The following is a 19,228-nucleotide window of genomic DNA, read 5'->3' as shown; positions in this document are numbered from 1 at the left end:
GGTGAGAAGAAGTTGTCGACTGGAACAGACCGGACTAGAGCAGACCCCGGGCCTTGAGGCTCATGTAGGTATCCACCCCCGCCACGGGCAGGCCCTCCGCGTCCGAGCGCACCACCTTCGCACCCGCGCGCTCGAGGGACCGGGCCAGGTTGTTCTCCTCGATCTGGGAGCGCTCGTGAGCCGCGAGCTCGTAGATGGCACCCACCTCCTCTTCCCGCTCCGGATCGCCCGTGTGAACCGAGGCGACGAGCACGGTGTGGGTGCGCTTGAGGGTGGGCAGGACGTCGACCAGCCCGGAGGAGAGCGTGCCACCGCCGATCGTGGTGGCGATGACCACGAACGCGGGCCGCTTCGAGATCTGCGAAATGTAGGCCGGCAGCGAGGCCCAGTCGGTGGCGTGCAAGCTCGGCTCGATGTCGGCCAGGGTCTGGGCCACCTTGTGCGTGATCGTCTTCGTGTGCTCTAAGGCCAGCCGCGCCCTCAGCTGATCGTCCATGGCGATGACCGACACACGGTCGCCCGCTCGCTGCGCGATCGCCGACTGCAAGAGCGCCGCCTCGATGAACGTGTCGAAGGCAGGACCTTCCGCCACGCGCAGGGCGCCGCCACGGCCGGCGTCGAGAACAATGACCACGTGCCTGTCACGTTCGGGGCGCCATGTGCGCACCACCGTCTCACCGAGGCGGGCCGTGGAGCGCCAGTCGATGGCTCGGACGTCGTCGCCGGCCACGTATTCGCGCAGGGAGTCAAACTCGGTGCCCTCGCCGCGAGTGAGGAGGAGGGAGCGCCCATCGAGTTCGCGCAACTGCCGCACCCGCGAGGGGATGTTGCGCCGCGAGACGAACGGCGGTAGCACGTGGATTTGCCAGGACGTGGGGGCGGACTTCTGCCGACCGGCCAGGCCCAGCGGGCCGAACGTGCGCACCGTGACCGTGGAGGAGTGGATCGTGCCGCGCCGTTCGGGGCGCAGCGAGGAATCGAAGATAGCCTCGCTGCGCGGCCTCAGACGGAAACCGTGGCGCGAGGGGGAAACGTTCGCCGACGGCGGCCACGCATCCCGGAACATGCCCGAGATCTTGCGCCCGGACGGGTTCGTGAGGGTGAGCGTGGCGGCCGCCTCGTCGCCCACACGCACCGAATCATCCCCGTTCCGGTCGGCCACGAGGACCGACGGGTTGGGCGCGAGCGCGGCGTCGAGCAACACGAGGAACACCAACACGATGGTGATCAGCACCGCGATGCCGGCGTCGCGGGTCGCCACCCCGAACACGATGCCGAGCACGGAGCAGACCACGGCGGGAAGGCGAATGAACATCAGCGCGGCACCGGCACCGAAGCGAGGATCGACTCAATAACCGAGCGCGGGCTGACCCCGTCAAGCTCGGCCTCAGCGTGAAGCTGGATGCGATGGGTGAGGGCGGGAACGGCGAGGGCCTTGACGTCGTCGGGTGTCACGTAGCTCCGCCCGGATAGCCACGCCCACGCGCGCGAGCCATGCAGGAGCGCGGTGGCGCCACGTGGGGAGACACCAAGCGAGACCGCCGGCGACACGCGGGTAGCCCGCACCAGGTCCACGATGTAATCCAGCACCCGGGTGCCGACCTCCACGCTTGCCACTTCCTCGCGCGCCCGGCGCACGTCGTCAGCGCCGGCCACCGCCTCAATCTTGGCGGTGCTGAGGTCCGTGGGATCGAAGTCGCCCGCGTGGCGGCGCAGAATCTCCACTTCCACCTCGCGCGGGGGCAACGGCAGGATGGTTTTGAGCATGAAGCGGTCCAGCTGGGCCTCCGGCAGCGGGTACGTGCCCTCGTACTCCACCGGGTTCTGGGTGGCGACCACCATGAACGGATCGTCGAGCTCGCGCGGCTGGCCGTCCACCGACACCTGGTGCTCAGCCATCGCCTCGAGCAGGGCCGCCTGGGTCTTGGGCGGGGTGCGGTTGATCTCGTCCGCAATGAGTAGGTTGGTGAAAACCGGTCCGGGGCGGAACGAGAATTCGCCTGTGGATGCGCTGTAAATGAGCGAGCCCGTGAGATCACCCGGCATCAGGTCCGGGGTGAACTGCACGCGCTTCGCGTCCAGTTCGAGTGCCGCGGCCAGCGAGCGGACCAGCAGGGTCTTCGCGGTGCCCGGCACACCCTCAAGGAGGACGTGCCCGTCGCACAACAAGCCGATGAGCACCGAAGTGACGGCGTGATCCTGGCCCACGATCGCCTTGGCGATCTCGGCGCGGATGCGGCGGAACTTCTCCGCCGTGGCCGACTGGGCCGGCTCCTCCTGCGCCGGCTGAGTCACCTCCGGACGGAAGCCCTGCGCGCGCGGCGCTCCCTGGGGCGCCCCCTGCGGGGTGGACTGAGAGACAGCCGGAGACTGCGGCTGGTAGCCGCCTGGCTGTGGGTCGCCTTGCGCGTGCGCAGTGACCGGGGGCTGGTAGATGCCCTGGGCCGGATCTTGGCCCTGGCGCCCGGATGGCTGGTTGGAATCAGCGGTCATTGATTTCCCTTTCGAATTCATCGAGCTGGTCAGCCAGCCTCGACAGGTCGGTGTCGGACGTGATGGGGAGAGAGTAGAACAGGGCGTCAATCGCGGACGGATCGCGTCCGCTGACCCGGGCGAGCACGTCCACGACCACCTCGCGCGGCGAGGTCGGACTCAGGCGCCCGCGCGCCACGCGCGAGATCGTTCCGGCGCGCAGGGCACGGGCTGCGTGCTCGGTGGCCCGCCCGCGGTGGTAGAGCTGGCCGCGGCCGGCGTCGGCCTCGGAGGCAGGCACGACGACGGGCATGGGCTCAGCTACGAGCTTTCCGAAGCGGCGCCCGCGGTAGAAGGCCCACCACAGGGCCGTGAGTACCAGGCCAACGAGGAGGGGGTAGAACCAGGTGGGCAGGCCCGCCCACTGCGGCGTGGTCCGCATCTCGGATTCCCAGTAATCGCCACTCACCCACAAGACCTTCGGCTGGGTGCCGAGCTTGCGCATGGCGAAGGCGGCGTTGCCGTGGTCGGCCAGGTATTCGTTCGTGAGGAAGGTCGGATCGAGAATTAGGGAGATCTTCGGGTTGGAGGTGAGCTGCACCCAGCCGTAACCGCCGAGCTGGGGGAAGCAACCCGTCACGTCCCTCTCCCGGTCTGGTCTGAAAGCGAGGGAGAGGGGGCTGATCCCGCGCGCCTCCTGCGCATCCGGGTCTTGACACTTCGCGGCCACCGGGATCGGCGGGAAACTCTCCGTGTAACCCTCGAAGCCGAAATCGTACATGCTGGAGGAGTCCCCGAGGACCACGATGGTGGCCCGGGAATTCACCAGGTCCTCGGTCACCTCGGTGGGGGCGTAGAAACTGGGGTCGATCACCAGCGTGGTGTCGGTGTCCGCTGAGTCCATCGCCTCTAGCGGGCTCACCTCGGACACGTCCACCCCATGATTCTTGAGGATCTGGGCCAGGGCGCGCGTGCCCGTGGAGGCAGTGGACGTGGGGGAGTAGGGCTCGCCCTGCTGCGGGATGTCGACCAAGGCTATGACCGCGAGCGCGAGCACCGCGATGAGCGACAGAAGGATACCCGTGCGAGATCGCTTTGGTGCCGACACGCTCATACGACCACCTCGCGCGCGGCTACGCGGTGCAGGCGGTGGACCGACTCCACGTCCGCCGCCGTAGCCTGGTGGTGCCAGTAGTAGACGTCATTGAAAAGCTGGGCGCCCGCCGAGAACTCATCGATGTGCCCGAGCTTGCGTGAGCCGGCCTCAGCCGCCTCCTGGGCAGTCATTCCCGGCACCACGTGGATGAGCTCGCGCTCGTCAAGCAGACGCATGATTGCGCGGAAACGTTCGACGACGGCGAGGTTGAGATCCCCCGCCTGCTCGGCCCGGTCGGCCGCCTTGAACAATTCGGCAGACGTGCGGTCATCATCAAAGAGCTGCTCGCGCTCGCGAGAAGCCGGTGCGCTACTGGCCCGCGAGCGGCGGTAAGCAAAGACGATGACAGCCACCACGAACAGGGCCAGTCCGATGATGACCACGAGGTTCCCCGCCCCGCCCTCACCCGGGTTGAGCTCGTTCACCACGATGTTGAGCCGCTCAAACAACCATTGCAAGAAGCGCGAGAGGAGGCTGGGCGAGTGGTCATACATCGCCTTCGACAGCTCGGCCTCCGCTAGCTGCTGAGCGGTGTCCGCATCCGGGGTGAAGGGAACGAAGGTCACTTCTCAAAATCTCCATACCAGCTCGGGCGCTCGCCGGGGGTGTCCTTGCCGGACTCGGTATCCTGTCCCTGCTGACCGTACTGGCTCTGCTGACCGTATTGACCCGGCTGGCCGTACTGACCCGCCTGGCCATAGCCGTAAGTCTGGCCATTGTAGCCGTAAGACTGGCCGTACTGCGTGCCGTCACCCTGACCGTAGCTCTGGCCGTTGTGGCCGTAAGACTGGCCGTAACCCTGGCCACTCTGGCCGTCACCGACCTGACCGGAGTCGTTACCGTACACGGGCGGGGTGTATCCAGCCTGAGGCCCGTACTGGTCGTATCGGTTGTGCTGGCTGTACTGGTTCGGCTGGCTGAAGGCGCCGGGGCCGGCTGCCTGACCGGCGCCGTACAAGAACTCCTGATGGAAGTTCTCCCGCTTCATCCGCATGTTGACGTAAATGAGGTTGATCAGTGCCATGGAGATCGGCACCAGCAGGGCTGAGATGAGGAGCGTGAAGAGGATGCTCACCGCGCTGCCGGCCGTGGCGGCCACGATATCTCCGGAGTTGCTGAAAACACCGCCGACGACCAGGCCGAAAACGATGCCGAGCACCCCGGAAAGGACCGACATAATGATGCTGAGGGTGATGTACAGGCCAGCGAAGTAGCCAAGCGAGCCCTGGGTGAGACGCCAGGAGCGCCCGATTGCCTCGGCCGGCCCGATGTCCTCAGCAACCAAGGCGGGAACCGCCACCGAGAAGCGGTAGACCAGCAGGAAGACCGCGACGACGTAGACGAGGAATGACAGGATCATGAACGTGATCGTTGTGCCCGACGAGTCCGCGAAGCTGAAGGCGCTGAGGGCGAGCCCGCTGATGACCGCGGCAAAGATGAGGACTACCACGACGCCGGCGGCGATGGCGAAAAGCGCCAGGACGATCATGCGCAGAGCGATCTTGCCCAGGCCGGCTCGTGCGAGGGCCAAGGTTTCGGACAGCGACAGTTTTTGGCCGCGCACCGACGCCAAGGTGACCCGCGTGCCCGCGACCAGCACGAGCATGTTGGCGAAGAAGTAGATGATTGCGACGGTCAGGGCATAGAGCGTCAGGTTGGTGGCCCCCACCACCTCACGTGAGACCAACTGACCGAAGGCCAGCGAGAGCAGCACCTCGAGCGCGGCGACCACGAGGTTGACCACGATCGGGAATACGATGAAGGGCACGGGGTTGAAGCGCAGGAGGCGCATGGTGGCATCGAGCGTTTCGCCCACTCCCAGCGGGTGCATCGGGATGACCGTGCGCCACGGTTCGACGCGCTGGTGGATCTGCGGCTGGTCATCGCCGTACTGCCCGTACCGGGGACCCTGGGAATCGAATGCGGACATCGGATAACCTTTCGTGTCGATACGTGAACCAATCTACCCGATCCCTCCGACAGTTTTTAAGGGGCCCACAATACCGGGAGTTGTCGGAGGCAACTGATATCATGTCGTCAAAAGCGCCAACAGAGGGTAGAGGCTATGGCAACGCGCATTCTAGTGGTTGATGACGATCCCGCGATCTCGGAGATGGTGGCAATTCTGCTGGAAACCGAGGGCTATGTCGTCTCCGCGTGCGCCCACGGCGATTCGGTCCTGCCCCTTTTCCGCGCGGAGCATCCGGACCTCATTCTTCTGGACGTCATGTTGCCGGGAATGGATGGCGTGTCGGTGGCCCGCGCGCTGCGTGATGAGTCGGACGTGCCGATCATCATGATGAGCGCGAAGACGGACTCGGTGGACGTCATCGCGGGCCTGGAGGCCGGCGCGGATGACTACGTGACCAAGCCCTTCGAAAACTCCGTGCTGCTTGCCCGCGTCAAGGCCTGCCTGCGCCGCCAGGAGCCCGAAACCGAGACCCTGAAGATCGCCGATCTGGCAATTGACCTCAAGGCTCACGAGGTCCGCCGCGACGGCAAGCCGCTCCACCTCACGCCCCTGGAGTTCGACCTGCTGTCGGTGCTGGCCCGCAAGCCATTCCAGGTCTTCACCCGCGAAGAGCTGCTTGAACAGGTGTGGGGCTACCGCCATCCCTCCGATACGCGCCTGGTCAACGTCCATATCCAGCGCCTGCGCTCGAAGGTCGAAAAGGACCCGGAAAACCCTGAGGTTGTGCTCACCGTTCGTGGCGTGGGCTACCGCGCCGGGAACGCGAGCCGGTGAGCGCGCTAGCTCGCGAGCGCATTTCCGCCACCGTTCGGCGCCTCGATTCCATCCGCGAGCGCTGGTATTCCTCGCTCAGTTTGCGTGTGGTGGCGCTCATCGTGCTGGCTGGAATCGCCGGCATCGTCATCATGGGCCTGGCGATTTCCAGCCAGGTGCGCTCCTCTGTTTTTGATAATGCGGTCACGACGAACGTGGAGCAGTTTTCCACCGACGTGCAGTTGGCCCAGGATCGCTTTACGGCGTCGGCACCGACTGCGGGCCGTTCGCAGGAGGTGGCGAACCAGCTGGTGTCGTCGATGTATGACCCGTCCCGGGGCCTGCTGGGGGCGGTGCTCATCCGCACGCCGGATCAGGAGCCGTTACCCACTCAGATTTTTGAGCCGGCCACGGCCTCGGCCACACAGGTGCGCTCGCTCGTGTCGGCGGACCTGCGCCAGCTCGTCACGGAGGGCGGACAGATCGGCTGGCAGTCGGTGAACCTGCAGTCGGATGGTGAGACGATCCCGGGCATCGTGGTGGGGACGACGCTCGACATCCGCGGCTCGGGTAGCTACGAACTGTATGCCGCCTATTCGCTGGGCAACCAGCAGTCGTTGATTAGCACCACGATCCGGGTGATGTGGCTGTCGATCGCGATCCTGCTCGCGATCCTCGGCGTGGTGAGCTGGGCGGTGACGCGCTGGGTGCTGACCCCGGTGCGGGCGGCGTCGCGCGGGGCACAGCTGTTGGCCGACGGCGAGTTCGACACGCGGATGGAGGTGCGCGGCTCGGACGAGATCGCGCAGCTGGCCGAGTCCTTTAACCAGATGGCTGAGTCGCTCGAGACCCAGTTCACCCAGATGGAGCGCATCTCCAAGGTGCAAACGGAGTTCGTCTCGGCTGTCTCCCACGAACTGCGATCACCGGTGACCACCGTGCGCATGGCGGGCCAGCTCATCTACGACCACCGCGAGGACCTGCCGGCCGGCCTCAAGCGCGCGGCCGAGCTGCAGTACAACCAGCTACTCAACCTCGACGCCACGCTCGCCGACCTTCTGGAGATCTCCCGGTACGACGCCGGCGGCATGACCCTCGCCACCGAGCCGGCCGACGTCGGCTCCCTCGTGGCCGACGAGATTGAGGCGGCCGACCCGCTCGCCGTATCGAACGGGGTCACGGTCACGTACGAGGCCATGGGCGACACGATAGCCGAGATCGAACCCAGGCGCGTGCGGCGTGTGGCCCGCAACCTGTTGGTCAACGCGCTCGAGCATGCGGAGGGCAACCCTGTCGACGTCGTCGTCGCAGCGAACGACACGGCGGTGGCGGTGCGCGTGCAGGACCACGGGGTGGGGGTGTCGCCGGAGCAGATCAGCCACGTCTTTGACCGGTTTTGGCGGGCGGATTCCTCGCGCGTGCGCAAGTCGGGTGGCACGGGCCTGGGGCTGACAATCGCGCGCGAGGACGCGCAGATCCACGGCGGTACGATCGAGGTGGCCGGCGAATTGGGCGTGGGCTCCACCTTCCTCTTTACTTTGCCCAAGGTACCCCACCAGGACTTCGTGCCGCCGCTCCCGCTCGAGGTGCCTGAGCCCCTGCCCGCCGAAGCCCCGGAGGTAGCCGAGCCGACGGCGAGTGGCCCGTTCAACGTCGTCGTCGAAGAGGACCCGGACGCGGCGGTCGAACTGCGCCTGGACGTGAAGAGTCAGGAGGAATCGTGAAGAAGCTGCTCATTCTCCTCGTGACCCTCGTCCTCGCCGGATGTGCCAGCCTGCCCACCTCGGGCGCCCCGCAGGAGGTGGAGCGTCCGGCGAACACCGGTGGCGGCGTGGTCCTCGATCCGCAGGGCCCCACCCCGGGTTCCACACCGGAGGCCCTGGTGACGGACTTCCTTCGCGCGTCGGCGGCGGGACTGTCCGGCGATTTCACGGTGGCCCGCCAGTTCCTCACGCCCGAGGCCTCCGCCCGCTGGGACCCGACTACCGAAGTGCGGGTCTACCAAGACGCCCAGAACCCCTCGATTTCCTCCACCCGTACGGGCGCGATCCGGGTGAGTGCGGCGGCGTCGGCAACCCTGGACGAGGCCGGGCGCTACACCGTGGCCACGCCGGACGCGATCCTCAATTCCGAGTTTTCCCTCACCCGGGATGCGAACGGCGAGTGGCGCATAGCCGTGCTCGACCAGGGCATGGTGGTGCCCAGCTCGATTTTCACCTCGCTCTACAGCGAGACCACCATTTACTTCCTCAACTCCGACCGCAGCTCGCTCGTGCCGGAGGTGCGCTGGTATTTGACGACGTCGCAGGCCACGAGCGCGGTCCAGGCGGTGTTGGCCGGGCCGTCGTCGTGGCTGTCGCCCGCCGCGCACTCGGCCATCCCGTCCGAGGCACGCCTGACGCAAAGGGGCGTGCGCGTGACCGACGGCGTGGCGCAGGTGGACCTCAGCTCCGAGGTGGCCTCGATGACGGCGTCTGACATGATGGCGATGGAAGCCCAAATCTCCAAGACGTTGCTCAACCTGCCTGGCATCCAGGAGGTCAAGCTCAGTTCCGAGGGTGCCGAACTCGAGTTCCCCTCGAAGATCGACCTCAGCGCCTATCAGTACGCGAGCTACACGCTCGCCGCCCTCGCGGATGGGGCGCCGGCCACCATCAGCGGTGGTGAGGTCAGCGTGCTTGGCGACGGCGGGGGACTGGGCCTGACCCACCTCGCCACGTCCTACACCGAACCTGTCAGCAGGGGAGCCGCCCTCGGCAACGACGGCACGGGTCTATACGAAGTCCGCTTCGACGGCAGTGCGCCCACCCTGCTTGCGCGCGGCACGAAGCTGGTGGCCCCCTCGATCGATGCGCGCGGCTGGGTGTGGTCGGCCGAGGCGGCCTCGAACGGGGAGCTGATCGCGGTCAACCTCGCCTCGGGCGAGACGAAGCGGCTCCCGCTTCCCTACCTGCAGGGGTTGAACGTGCGTAGCCTCGCGGTTTCGCGCGAAGGATCGCGGATGGCGATCGTCACCGACCAAAAGGGCGAGGTCCAGATGAACGCCGTGTCGATCCTGCGTGATTCGGGTGGTGCGCCCACGGAGATCGGCGCGCCGCTGCGCTTCGGGCAGTCGCTCGCGGACGTCACAGACGTGGCCTGGGTGAGTGACGTGCGGCTCGCGGTGGTGGGCCGGCAGTCGACGTCGTCCACCAGCTCGATCCATGTGGTTGGCATCGGCACGCCGACGACGTCGCTTGCGGCGGTCGACGGGGTTGTGGACCTTACAGCCGGGCGCGGCCTCGACACGATCATTATCCAGGACAATTCCAACCGGCTTTTCTCCTACGACGGTGCGGGCTGGCGCCTCATCGCCGACGGCGTGACCGCGCCGGCGTTGCCGGGCTGACGCGCGAGGCTTTCCACAGGTAGGTTCGCGGGGCGGCTGTCCACATTTGCTCGTTATCGGCCTTTGCGGGCGGGGGCGCTGAGACACCATGAGGGCATGTGGATGAACGACCAATGGAACGCCCTCCTCGACCTGCTCTACCCGCGCTGGTGCGCCGGGTGCGGGGCATGGGACGAAGACCTGTGCGCGAGCTGCCGTGTGGAGTTTTCCGGGTGGGAGGACGTGAGCGAGCACCTGCCCTACGTCGGCGTGGCGGGCGAGGAGCGCGCCGAGTTTCCGGTGTTCGCGCTCGCGAGCTACACGGGCCCGGCGGCAAGCGCCGTGGTGGCCTGGAAGAACATGGCTGACCGCCGGATGGACCGCGCCTTCGCCGAGGTCATCGGCGCCCACCCGCCTCCCGAGCTCGCGGCCACGCTCGTGGTGCCCGCGCCCTCCGCGCCGAAGCGCGCCCGGCAGGGCCGGTTCGTGGCCGGTGTGATCGCGCAGGCGGTGGCTGAGATGTACGGTGCCGAGGTGGGCATCGTGCTGCGGCGCCAGCGGGCGGGAGGGCTTCCCGGTGGGCTGGGCCGGGCCGGCAGCCGGCTGGAGCGGCTCGGCGGTACGGTGGCGGACGCCGTCGGGCGAATGGGCAGGCAACGCGCCAACCTGCAGGCACGCGGAAAGAAGGCCCGGGGAATCACGGCCCTGCCGGTGGGCCTGGAGGGCGCGGACGTGATCGTGGTGGACGACGTCGTGACAACCGGGGCGACCCTGGCGGGGGCTTCGCGCGCGGTGAAATCGCGCGGAGGCACGGTACGTGGCGCTTTCGTGCTCGCGGCGGCGAAAGATCCCCGGGAGTTTCGTGTAAGAGGTCACACTGAGCCCTTCCGGGCCGTATAATAACAACATCCAAAATCTTTACGTGAACAGGCGAAATACCACGGAAGGAGGCGAGGCAGTCGCTTGCAGAGGCAGGCATAGTTTTTGGGTCATTCCCACTTTCGAAAACGGCCAAGGAGGTCATCATGGAAATCGTCGTCACCGGTAGGAACACCGAGGTTCAGGGTAGGTTCCGGTCGCACGTGGAGGACAAGCTCGCCAAGATCGAGCAGTACGCTCCGTATGCGCAGCGCGTTGAAGTGGAAGTCACGCACGAATCGAATCCGTCCCAGGTGGAGACATCCGAGCGGATTGAAATCACCGTTCGGGATAAGGGACCGGTGGTCCGCGCGGAAGCCTCAGCATCCGACCGTTTCGGAGCACTTGACTTGGCCGCGCAGAAGCTCTTCGAGCGCCTGCGCCGCCGCCACGAAAAGAAGAAGAACCGCCGCAAGGGCGAGCGTCGGGACGAAGTGGTCCAGGATCTGCCGGTCGATGAGCTACTGGCCAAGCCCGCGCCGGATGAGGCGGCAGAGCCCACGCTCCCCAGCTCGGTGGGCGAAGCGGTGGAGAGCCAGCTTGGCGATTCGCCGGCGATCGTGCGCCAGAAGCTGTACGAGGCCAAGCCGATGTCGGTGGAGCAGGCCATCGATGAGATGGAGCTGGTGGGCCACCCCTTCTACCTCTTCATTGACGAAGAGACGAAGCAGCCCTGCGCGGCCTACCGCCGCCGCGGGTGGACGTACGGCGTGATCAGGCTGAACGCCACCACGGGCGAGTACGGCCCGGCGGCCGACGAGTAAGGCGGGCCTGGCGCCCAGGAAACCCGGGGCGGGTGACGATTACGTCACCCGCCCCTTTCTTAATCTAGGAAGTTGCGCGGGCGAACAATTAGGATGGAGGGCGTTTAGGCCGGGATGCCCGGCGCCAGAGTCGATAAAGGGGAAAGTGTGGCCGATCGTACACTTCACGTAGCAGTCATTGGGGCCGGCCCGGCCGGAATTTACGCCTCGGACATCCTGTCCAAGTCTGGCGTGGAGGTCAAGATCGACCTGTATGAGAAGCTCCCGGCGCCGTACGGGTTGGTGCGCTACGGAGTGGCCCCCGATCACCCGCGCATCAAGGCGATCATCAACGCCCTGTACAACGTGCTCCAGCGTGGCGACATTCGCCTGGTGGGCAACGTAGAGATCGGCCGGGATATCACGTTCCACGAGCTGCACGAGCACTATGACGCGGTCATCATCGCCACGGGTGCTAACCAGGATCGCCCGTTCAACATCCCCGGCTCGAACCTGCCGGAGGTCTACGGCGCGGCGAACTTCGTCTACTGGTACGACGGTCACCCAGACTACCCGCGCACGTGGCCGCTCGAGGCCAAGGAGATCGCCGTGCTGGGCGTAGGTAACGTGGCGCTCGACGTGGCCCGCATCCTCGCCAAGCACCCCGACGACCTCATGGTCACTGAAATCCCCGGCAACGTGGAAGAAGGCCTGCGCCGCTCGCCCGTCACGGACGTCCACATCTTCGGCCGCCGCGGCCCCGCCCAGGTGAAGTTTACCCCGATGGAGCTGCGCGAGCTGGGCCAGGTTCCCGACGTCGACATCATCGTCTACCCTGAGGACTTCGACTACGACGCCGGCTCGGAGAAGGCGATGGAAGAGTCGAAGATGACCCGCCAGGTGGTCGAGCAGCTCACCGAGTGGGTCTTCCAGGAGCCGGAGGACCTGACGGCGTCGCGTCGCATCCACATTCATATGCTCCAGCAGCCGGCCGAGATCCTTGGCGACGAGCACGTGGAGGGCATCCGCATGGAGCGCACCGCCCTCCAGGGCGACGGCTCGGTTAAGGGTACCGGCGAATTCATCGACTACCCCGTCCAGGCCGTCTACCGCGCGGTGGGTTACTTCTCTTCCGAGATCCCGGGGGCGCCCTACGACGCCGGCCGGGGGATTGTCCCCAACGTCCAGGGCCGCGTCATCACTACCGACGGCGAGGTAGTCCCCGGCATGTACGCCACCGGCTGGATCAAGCGCGGGCCCGTCGGCCTCATCGGCTCCACCAAGTCGGACGCCCAGGAGACCATCGGGCACCTCGTGGAGGACTACGAGGCCGGCAAGCTTCACGCCACCACCGATGCGCTCGGCTGGGAGGAAACCAGCAAGGTGCTCGACGAGCGGGGCGTTCGCTACACCACGTGGCGCGGCTGGGAGCTGCTCAACGAGTACGAGATGGCGCTCGGCGCGGAGCGGGGGCGTGCGCGGCTGAAGGTGGTCGAGCGCGAGACCATGACCGCCGTCTCCCGCGGCGAGGAGCACGACGGCAAGCTGTACTAGCCCTGTTAGGCGACCCTGAGCCGCTGCCCGCGCCTAGCGGAAGTTGACGAACTGGAGGGCGACGTCGAACGAGGCTCCCTTGAGCAGAGCGATCGTGGCCTGCAGGTCGTCGCGCGACTTGGAGGTGCAGCGCACCTCGTCACCCTGAATCTGGGCCTTGACGGACTTGGGGCCCTCGTCGCGGATCAGCTTCGTGATCTTCTTCGCGTTCTCCTGGCTGATGCCCTCCTTGAGCGAGCCCGACAGGTGGAAGAGCTTGCCGGAAAGCCGGGGCTCGCCGTCGCCGAAGTCCACTTGCTTGAGCGACAGTCCGCGGCGGATGAGCTTGGTCTGGAGCACGTCGAGGATGGCGAGTACGCGCTCGGCGGTGTTGGCGGTCAGGGTAATGGTCTCGCCCTTGAGCGTGATGTCGGCGTCGACGTTGCGAAAATCGTAACGCTGGCTGATCTCCTTGGCGGTCTGGTTGACGGCGTTGTCGACCTCCTGGGTGTCGTAGCGGCTGACGACGTCGAACGAAGAGTTGGCCACGGTTCCTCCTGAACTTGAACGGTGTGAACTACCCACTCACTCTAGCTTAGGCAAGTGTGACCATGACGGCAGTCCGCGCGGGGGTTCTGGTTTGACAGTACGCGGGGGAGAACTGCTAATGTCTTTGCCGTGCACTTCTTCGGGAGTACGCGACGGCGGGTTGACCGAGCGGCCAATGGTATCTGACTGTAAATCAGACGCGAAAGCTACGGGGGTTCGAATCCCTCACCCGCCACAGTTCGAAAGAACAGCGGTTATGGCAAGCGCCACGTCCGCAAAGTTGGAATGCATTCCGTTCGATTGGTAGGCTTTCCAAGGTTGCCCCGATAGCTCAGTCGGCAGAGCGTCTCCATGGTAAGGAGAAGGTCAAGGGTTCGATTCCCTTTCGGGGCTCCATTCATTCCCGTTCGCGGGGGTGGACGAGGCGAGGTAGCTCAGTTGGTCAGAGCGCACGACTCATAATCGTGAGGTCGCGGGTTCAAACCCCGCCCTCGCTACGACCGGTATGGCGACCGCCGTATCGTAGAACGACGAAGCACCCGCTTCACAAGCCGAACGTGAGGAAAAATAGTGGCTAGTAAGTCTGCAGACGTTCGCCCCAAGATCACCCTCGCATGCGAGGTTTGCAAGGAGCGTAACTACATTACGAAGAAGAACCGTCGTAACACGCCGGATCGCCTGGAGATGAAGAAGTACTGCCCCAGGTGCAATGCGTCGACCACACACCGCGAAACCCGCTAGGGTAGTCATCTTCTACGGCCTCCGCCTCAAGCGGGGGTCTTTTTTTGCCCGTCCGGCCGGTGATCGCCGCGATGGTTAAAGAGAACTGGACGATTTCGCGGCGATCTTCTTATATGAGGAGATCGGCCCAGAAACGTCCAAGTTATTTCAATCCGGGCGTAACGTGGACCGTATTGGGCGGAGCGCACCGAGAGCCCGGGGTAGGATGGAAGCTGAACGAGGAGGACACGTGCAATTCATCGAGGTTCCGCGCGAGGAATACGACGCCTTTGTGGCGAGCCACCCGCTGTGTAACGTGCTGCAGTCCTCGGCATGGGCTGAGGTGAAGGGCTGGGGCCATTCGCTGACGGGCTTGCGCGACGATACGGGTACCCTGGTTGCGGCGGGCCTGGTACTCAAGCGCCACCTTCCGTTGGGGATGAGCTTTTGGTACATGCCGCACGGCCCGATCCTCGACTTCGAGGGCCCCTACCTGGAGGTCTACCTGCGCGAGCTGCGCGCGTTCGCGAAGAAGAACCGGGCGGTGGCCGTGCGGATCGACCCGTTCGTGCCCGTCCGCAAGGCCCCGCTGGCCGAGCTACCCGAGCACTACGACCCGCGCGCCCGCCACATCGGCCGCCGCATCGAGTCCGCCGGCTTCAAGCATCTCGGCTTTGTCATGAGCCTGCACGAGTCGCTCCAGCCGCGCTTTATGCCGGTCACGTTCCGCCCGGCTGAGCTCGCCGACGCCGTCCCCGCGCCTGCAGGCGCCGCTCCTGCCGCCCAGCCCGGCATTCCCGCCGACGCCGTCGCCGCCTACCAGGCCACCTTGCCGAAGAAGTCGCGCACGCTGGCCAACAACGCGCGTAACCGATTCGTGGAGGTCACCTCGGGCGGGGCCGACGTGCTGAATGAGTTCCTCTCCGTCATTGAGCAGACCGAGGAGGAGAAGGGGATCCGCCTGCGCTCGCGGGAGTATTACGAGAAGATCCTTGCCGCCTACGGGGATGATGCCAAGATTTATCTGGCCACCCTCGACGTCGACTCCGCGATCGCCACCTACACCGCTCGCCGCGACGCCGATTCCGCCGAGCTTGCCGCTACCCCGGCCAGCGCGAAGAAGAAGCGCAACCGCCTGCAGGATTCGATCGCCTCGGCTGCCAAGAACATCGCGGAGCTCGAGGAGTCGGGCCAGCGCGGCCGCGTGACCCTGGCCGGCGTTCTCATGGTCCGCTTCGGCACTTCGGCGGAGATGCTGTACGCGGGCACGAACCGCCACTTCGGTAATATCCCGGCCCAGCACCTCATGTGGGTGGTGGCGCTCGGCGAGGGCTTCGCCTCTGGGCTGGAGTCCGTCTCGCTCGGCGGCGTGGACGGCTCGCTTACCGATTCCCTCATGCAATTCAAGTCCCGTTTCAACCCCGAAATCGTGGAGAAGATCGGGGAGTTCCAGGCGAACATCAGCCCGCTTGGCCGCCTGGTCAGCTACTACCTTTCGCGCCGATAGGAGATCCCATGTCGTGCCAGATCCCAGAACCGTCTGAGCCCACCACCACGATCCCGCCGGTGGCCACCACCCGCTATCGCGGCAACACGCTGGCGGAGATGACCACGATCGGCGTGGGTGGGCCGGTCGCGGAGATCGTCAACGCGCACGCGGAGGCCGAGATCGTCGACGCCGTCTCCACGGCCGACGCCGAGGGCCGGCCTGTGCTTGTGGTCGGCGGGGGATCGAACATCCTCGCGTCCGATCAGCCGTTTGACGGCGTGGTCGTCCACGACACCCGCTCCCAGATTGAGACCCTCATGGAGGACGGTTGCGGGGGCGCGGAGATGCGCGTCACCGCGGGCACGCCGTGGGACGAGGCCGTGGTCTACGCGATCGAGCACGGCTGGATGGGCCTCGAGGCGCTGTCGGGCATCCCGGGTTCGGTGGGCGCCGCGCCCGTGCAGAACATCGGCGCCTACGGCCAGGAGGTGGCCGAAACCCTTGCCCAGGTGCGCACGTGGGACCGCCAGACTGGCGAGTTCAAGACCCTGTTCCTCTCAGACATGAAGTTCGGCTACCGCGATTCGATCCTCAAGCGCTCGATTTGCGGTGGCAGCCCGCGCTGGGTGGTGCTGTCGGTGACGTTCCACATGCGCCGCGCCACGCTGTCCCGCCCGGTCGGTTACGGCCAGCTCGCGCGCACGCTCGGGGTGGAGATCGGGGAGCGGGCGCCGTCGTCGGACGTGCGGGCCGCCGTGCTCGAGCTGCGCGCCTCAAAGGGTATGGTCCTCGACGACGCCGACCGCGACACGTACTCCCTCGGCTCCTTCTTCACCAACCCGGTCCTCAGTGAGGAGCAGTCCGCCCTGCTGCCGCCCGAGGCGCCGCGCTTTGGGGTGGCGCGTCACGACGCCGTCAACCAGATTGGCGCCGCCGCTCCGGTAATCGAGGGGCAGGTCAAGACGTCGGCCGCTTGGCTTATCGACCACGCGGGCTTTACGCCTGGCTATGGCATGCCCGGGCCGGCGGCCCTGTCCACCAAGCACTGCCTGGCGCTCAGCAACCGTGGCGGGGCGAGCGGGGAGGACATCGCGGCGCTGGCGTGCGAAATCCGTGACGGGGTTGCCGAGAAGTTCGGCGTCACCCTCGTGCCCGAACCGGTGCTGGTTGGCCTGGAAATCTAGCCGGTCAGGAGATCTAGCCGGAGGGGCCGAGACGGCCCGGCCTAACCAGCCGGGTCAGGATCGGGCGCGGCCAGCCACTCCTCGACTTCGGCCAGCCACTTTTGCTTGGAGTCGATGCGGGCCATGGAGGCGGTGATGGAGTCGCGGGCGAAGCGGGCGAGGTCGGCGTCGGAAAAGCCCTGGTCGCGGGCGATCTGGTACTGGTCGGTCAGGCGGGAGAGGAAGAGTAGCGGGTCGTCGGCGGAGAGGGCGATCTGCGCGCCGGAGTTGTACAGCACGCGCAGGGGCACGTTTTCGGGGTCGGAGTACACGCCGAGCGAGATGTTGGACGCCGGGCAGACCTCGAGCGCGATGCCGGCCCCCACGATCCGGGCTAGCAGGTCGGTGTCTTCGGCCGTGCGCACGCCGTGCCCGAGGCGGGTGGGGCGCAGGTAGTCGAGCACCTGGCGGATGTGGTCCGGGCCGAGTAGCTCGCCGGCGTGCGGCACGCTGGCCAGCCCCGCGTTGCGGGCGATGTTGAAGGCCGTGGCCCACTGGGAGGTGTCCCCGCGCCGCTCGTCGTTGGATAGACCGAAGCCGATCACCTGGCCCGGCCCGTCGCCGGCGTGCTTGGCCGCCAGGCGCGCGAGCGTGCGGGCATCGAGCGGGTGCTTGATTCGCGAAGCAGCCACGATGATCGCCACCTCCACGCCCGTCTCGCGCGAGGCCACCTGCGCCTCGTCGAGCACGATCTCCAGCGCGGGCGTGATGCCCCCAACGAAGGGCGCATACGAGGTGGGGTCGATCTGAAGTTCCAGGCGGCGCGATCCCTCGGCGGCGTCGTCGGCGGCGGCCTCCCGCACGATCCGGCGCATCGCGCCCTCCGAGCGCACGACCTTGCGAGCGGCGTCGTAGGCACGCTGGAAACGGAACCAGCCGCGCTCGTTCGCGGGCACCTGCATGGCCTGGGTGTCGGTGAGGTTGGCGGGCAGGCGCACGCCCTGCTCACGGGCGAGATCGATCAGCGTGGAGACCCTCATGGAGCCGGTGAAATGCAGATGAAGGTGTGCTTTGGGCAAAGTCTTCAGATCTCGCATGCGCCCATCCTAGTCGGTGCGGCATCCCAATACACGCCGCGCATTTGAGACCTTCCCCAATCACTCCTATAAATGAACCATGACCACCCACACCGAGCGCCGCGCTGTCGCGCTCCTCACCGGCCCGTCCGCGGGGGAGATGCTCTCCCTGGCGCTCGGCGAAGGGATCCTGCGCTCGTGGCGGCTGCGCGCGGTCAACCACAGGCCAGGCGCCGGGATCTCGGTGGGCTACTCGGTCACATGGGACGAGGTGCGCCACAAGTCGAGCGCGCGAGAGGTGCGCGAACGCCAGGACGGCTACGTCGTCGCCTCCACCGCCCGCATCCCCCAAAGTAGGCTCGACGCCGCCGGCGCCGTCACGCTCTACGCCGGCGACCTCCCCGTCCACCTGTGGGAGTTCCCCGGCGACCCGGAACTGCCCGCGCTCGCGGACGCCTGCAACCCGGAGGCTATGGCCGGCCTGGTGGGAGAGTGCGATGTCGAACTGCTCGGCTACCGGCCCACTCGCCGGGCCGTGCTACGCGTGCAGACGCACGCCGGCCTCAGCTACGCGAAGGTGGTGCGCCCCGACGCGCTCGACGCACTCATCGCCCGCCACCGCGTCGTCGCCGACGCCGAGCTGCCCACTCCGCGCGTCGTGGTCTGCCGGCCCGACGGGCTGGTGGTGACCTCGGCAGTGGAGGGCGAGTCGCTCGCGCTCAGCTTCCAAAGCGGGCGCGACCTGCCCTCGATCTTTCGGTCGCTCACGCGCACGCTCAACGCCCTGCCTGCCTCCGCGCTCGACCTGAAATACCGGCCGGCGTGGGCCGAGAGGTGCGAGCACTACGCGCGGGCCGCCGGCGCCGCGAGCCCCGAGCTCACCGGCCGGGTCTTAGACCTTGCGGCGGGGATCATGGCCGTGCGGCGCAGCGCGGACTACGGGCCGCTCGTGCCCACCCACGGCGATTTCTACGAGACCAACCTGCTGGTCAGCGGCGGGCGGCTCAGCGGCCTGCTCGACCTCGACTCCCTCGGCCCCGGCTACCGCGCCGACGACTGGGGCTGCCTGCTCGGCCACCTCTCCGTGCTCCCCGGGTTGAGCGACAAGTACGCCGGCGCGCGCCAGATCCAGGAGGACTGGTATAGGCGCGCTTCCCACGACGCCGACCCCGCGGCCATCGCCGCCTCCGCCGCTGGCGTGGTGCTCTCGCTCGTGGCCTCGGCTCGCCAGCGCGGGCGCGCCGACTGGAAGGACCAGGCCCACTCTCGTCTTGTGGTGGCAGAAGAATGGCTCGCCCGGGCAAACCGCCCGGGCGA

At 66.8% G+C, this 19,228-nt stretch carries 17 protein-coding genes and 3 tRNA genes; 13 read left to right on the top strand and 7 right to left on the bottom strand.

The genetic code is table 11. The features are described 5' to 3' along the window. Positions 1 to 34 precede the first annotated feature (34 nt). The 5 genes from HMPREF3174_RS04605 to HMPREF3174_RS04585 are packed head-to-tail and all read right to left on the bottom strand — an operon-like array spanning position 35 to position 5,558. Positions 35 to 1,315, bottom strand: a complete 1,281-nt coding sequence (locus HMPREF3174_RS04605) for a DUF58 domain-containing protein (protein ID WP_070448067.1) — start codon at positions 1,313 to 1,315, stop codon at positions 35 to 37. Then, positions 1,315 to 2,493: an AAA family ATPase gene (locus tag HMPREF3174_RS04600; RefSeq protein WP_083200575.1), complete on the bottom strand. Its 1,179-nt coding sequence runs from the start codon at positions 2,491 to 2,493 to the stop codon at positions 1,315 to 1,317. The genes HMPREF3174_RS04605 and HMPREF3174_RS04600 overlap by 1 nt, the downstream gene beginning before the upstream one ends. Beyond that, complete coding sequence (locus HMPREF3174_RS04595) at positions 2,483 to 3,586, bottom strand: DUF4350 domain-containing protein (RefSeq protein WP_083281131.1); 1,104 nt, start codon at positions 3,584 to 3,586, stop codon at positions 2,483 to 2,485. The genes HMPREF3174_RS04600 and HMPREF3174_RS04595 overlap by 11 nt, the downstream gene beginning before the upstream one ends. Beyond that, the gene (locus HMPREF3174_RS04590; RefSeq protein ID WP_062613611.1) at positions 3,583 to 4,194 is read right to left on the bottom strand and encodes a DUF4129 domain-containing protein; all 612 of its coding nucleotides are present in this window, start codon (positions 4,192 to 4,194) and stop codon (positions 3,583 to 3,585) included. The genes HMPREF3174_RS04595 and HMPREF3174_RS04590 overlap by 4 nt, the downstream gene beginning before the upstream one ends. Beyond that, complete coding sequence (locus tag HMPREF3174_RS04585) at positions 4,191 to 5,558, bottom strand: glycerophosphoryl diester phosphodiesterase membrane domain-containing protein (protein WP_070448065.1); 1,368 nt, start codon at positions 5,556 to 5,558, stop codon at positions 4,191 to 4,193. Before HMPREF3174_RS04585 ends, HMPREF3174_RS04590 begins: the two co-directional genes overlap by 4 nt. A 135-nt stretch (positions 5,559 to 5,693) precedes the next feature. Here HMPREF3174_RS04585 and mtrA point away from each other — a divergent pair, with 135 nt between their 5' ends. The 6 genes from mtrA to HMPREF3174_RS04555 all read left to right on the top strand — a co-directional run bounded on the left by mtrA (position 5,694) and on the right by HMPREF3174_RS04555 (position 12,935). After that, positions 5,694 to 6,374: an MtrAB system response regulator MtrA gene (gene mtrA, locus HMPREF3174_RS04580; protein WP_062613609.1), complete on the top strand. Its 681-nt coding sequence runs from the start codon at positions 5,694 to 5,696 to the stop codon at positions 6,372 to 6,374. Further along, entirely contained in the window at positions 6,371 to 8,077 is a 1,707-nt protein-coding gene (mtrB, locus tag HMPREF3174_RS04575) for an MtrAB system histidine kinase MtrB (protein ID WP_068538825.1), read from the top strand. The genes mtrA and mtrB overlap by 4 nt, the downstream gene beginning before the upstream one ends. Continuing rightward, positions 8,074 to 9,741, top strand: a complete 1,668-nt coding sequence (locus HMPREF3174_RS04570; RefSeq protein ID WP_062613608.1) for an LpqB family beta-propeller domain-containing protein — start codon at positions 8,074 to 8,076, stop codon at positions 9,739 to 9,741. Before mtrB ends, HMPREF3174_RS04570 begins: the two co-directional genes overlap by 4 nt. Before the next feature lie 96 nt (positions 9,742 to 9,837). Next, positions 9,838 to 10,620: a ComF family protein gene (locus HMPREF3174_RS04565; protein ID WP_070446351.1), complete on the top strand. Its 783-nt coding sequence runs from the start codon at positions 9,838 to 9,840 to the stop codon at positions 10,618 to 10,620. Positions 10,621 to 10,745: 125 nt separating this feature from the next. Beyond that, the gene (hpf, locus tag HMPREF3174_RS04560) at positions 10,746 to 11,402 is read left to right on the top strand and encodes a ribosome hibernation-promoting factor, HPF/YfiA family (RefSeq protein ID WP_062613606.1); all 657 of its coding nucleotides are present in this window, start codon (positions 10,746 to 10,748) and stop codon (positions 11,400 to 11,402) included. Between the two features lie 147 nt (positions 11,403 to 11,549). Beyond that, a complete protein-coding gene (locus HMPREF3174_RS04555) occupies positions 11,550 to 12,935 on the top strand; it encodes an FAD-dependent oxidoreductase (RefSeq protein WP_246783061.1) in 1,386 nt (461 codons plus the stop codon). Positions 12,936 to 12,968: 33 nt separating this feature from the next. Here HMPREF3174_RS04555 and HMPREF3174_RS04550 read toward each other — a convergent pair whose 3' ends face one another. Next, complete coding sequence (locus HMPREF3174_RS04550) at positions 12,969 to 13,463, bottom strand: YajQ family cyclic di-GMP-binding protein (protein ID WP_068538828.1); 495 nt, start codon at positions 13,461 to 13,463, stop codon at positions 12,969 to 12,971. 154 nt (positions 13,464 to 13,617) lie between these two features. Here HMPREF3174_RS04550 and HMPREF3174_RS04545 point away from each other — a divergent pair. The 6 genes from HMPREF3174_RS04545 to HMPREF3174_RS04525 all read left to right on the top strand — a co-directional run bounded on the left by HMPREF3174_RS04545 (position 13,618) and on the right by HMPREF3174_RS04525 (position 16,856). Further along, positions 13,618 to 13,698 (top strand) — tRNA-Tyr (locus tag HMPREF3174_RS04545). An 85-nt stretch (positions 13,699 to 13,783) separates the two neighbouring features. Further along, positions 13,784 to 13,859: transfer RNA gene (locus HMPREF3174_RS04540), tRNA-Thr, on the top strand. 27 nt (positions 13,860 to 13,886) lie between these two features. Next, positions 13,887 to 13,960, top strand: a tRNA-Met gene (locus HMPREF3174_RS04535). 73 nt (positions 13,961 to 14,033) lie between these two features. Next, a complete protein-coding gene (gene rpmG, locus HMPREF3174_RS09000; RefSeq protein ID WP_082661174.1) occupies positions 14,034 to 14,204 on the top strand; it encodes a 50S ribosomal protein L33 in 171 nt (56 codons plus the stop codon). 229 nt (positions 14,205 to 14,433) lie between these two features. Continuing rightward, the gene (locus HMPREF3174_RS04530) at positions 14,434 to 15,690 is read left to right on the top strand and encodes a peptidoglycan bridge formation glycyltransferase FemA/FemB family protein (protein WP_070446353.1); all 1,257 of its coding nucleotides are present in this window, start codon (positions 14,434 to 14,436) and stop codon (positions 15,688 to 15,690) included. A gap of 8 nt (positions 15,691 to 15,698) precedes the next feature. Beyond that, positions 15,699 to 16,856 carry a UDP-N-acetylmuramate dehydrogenase gene (locus tag HMPREF3174_RS04525; protein WP_062613602.1) on the top strand — a complete coding sequence of 386 codons (1,158 nt, stop codon included), beginning with the start codon at positions 15,699 to 15,701 and terminating at the stop codon, positions 16,854 to 16,856. A 41-nt stretch (positions 16,857 to 16,897) separates the two neighbouring features. Here the strand turns inward: HMPREF3174_RS04525 and HMPREF3174_RS04520 are convergent, their stop codons facing one another. After that, the gene (locus tag HMPREF3174_RS04520) at positions 16,898 to 17,932 is read right to left on the bottom strand and encodes an adenosine deaminase (protein ID WP_062613601.1); all 1,035 of its coding nucleotides are present in this window, start codon (positions 17,930 to 17,932) and stop codon (positions 16,898 to 16,900) included. Between the two features lie 79 nt (positions 17,933 to 18,011). Here HMPREF3174_RS04520 and HMPREF3174_RS04515 point away from each other — a divergent pair. After that, on the top strand, positions 18,012 to 19,228 hold a 1,217-nt coding region (locus HMPREF3174_RS04515), incomplete at its 3' end, for a phosphotransferase (RefSeq protein WP_070448061.1).

It is taken from the genome of Trueperella sp. HMSC08H06 (assembly GCF_001808465.1).
Lineage (GTDB): Bacteria > Actinomycetota > Actinomycetes > Actinomycetales > Actinomycetaceae > Trueperella > Trueperella bernardiae.
This window is presented reverse-complemented; position numbering and strand designations above follow the sequence as displayed.

Coding starts and splice junctions, on each gene's coding strand:
- HMPREF3174_RS04565 (WP_070446351.1), top strand. CDS start 9,838: ATGTGGATGAACGACCAATGGAACGCCCTCCTCGACCTGCTCTACCCG.
- HMPREF3174_RS04525 (WP_062613602.1), top strand. CDS start 15,699: ATGTCGTGCCAGATCCCAGAACCGTCTGAGCCCACCACCACGATCCCG.
- HMPREF3174_RS04585 (WP_070448065.1), bottom strand. CDS start 5,558: ATGTCCGCATTCGATTCCCAGGGTCCCCGGTACGGGCAGTACGGCGAT.
- HMPREF3174_RS04595 (WP_083281131.1), bottom strand. CDS start 3,586: ATGAGCGTGTCGGCACCAAAGCGATCTCGCACGGGTATCCTTCTGTCG.
- mtrA (WP_062613609.1), top strand. CDS start 5,694: ATGGCAACGCGCATTCTAGTGGTTGATGACGATCCCGCGATCTCGGAG.
- HMPREF3174_RS04605 (WP_070448067.1), bottom strand. CDS start 1,315: ATGTTCATTCGCCTTCCCGCCGTGGTCTGCTCCGTGCTCGGCATCGTG.
- hpf (WP_062613606.1), top strand. CDS start 10,746: ATGGAAATCGTCGTCACCGGTAGGAACACCGAGGTTCAGGGTAGGTTC.
- HMPREF3174_RS04520 (WP_062613601.1), bottom strand. CDS start 17,932: ATGCGAGATCTGAAGACTTTGCCCAAAGCACACCTTCATCTGCATTTC.
- HMPREF3174_RS04600 (WP_083200575.1), bottom strand. CDS start 2,493: ATGACCGCTGATTCCAACCAGCCATCCGGGCGCCAGGGCCAAGATCCG.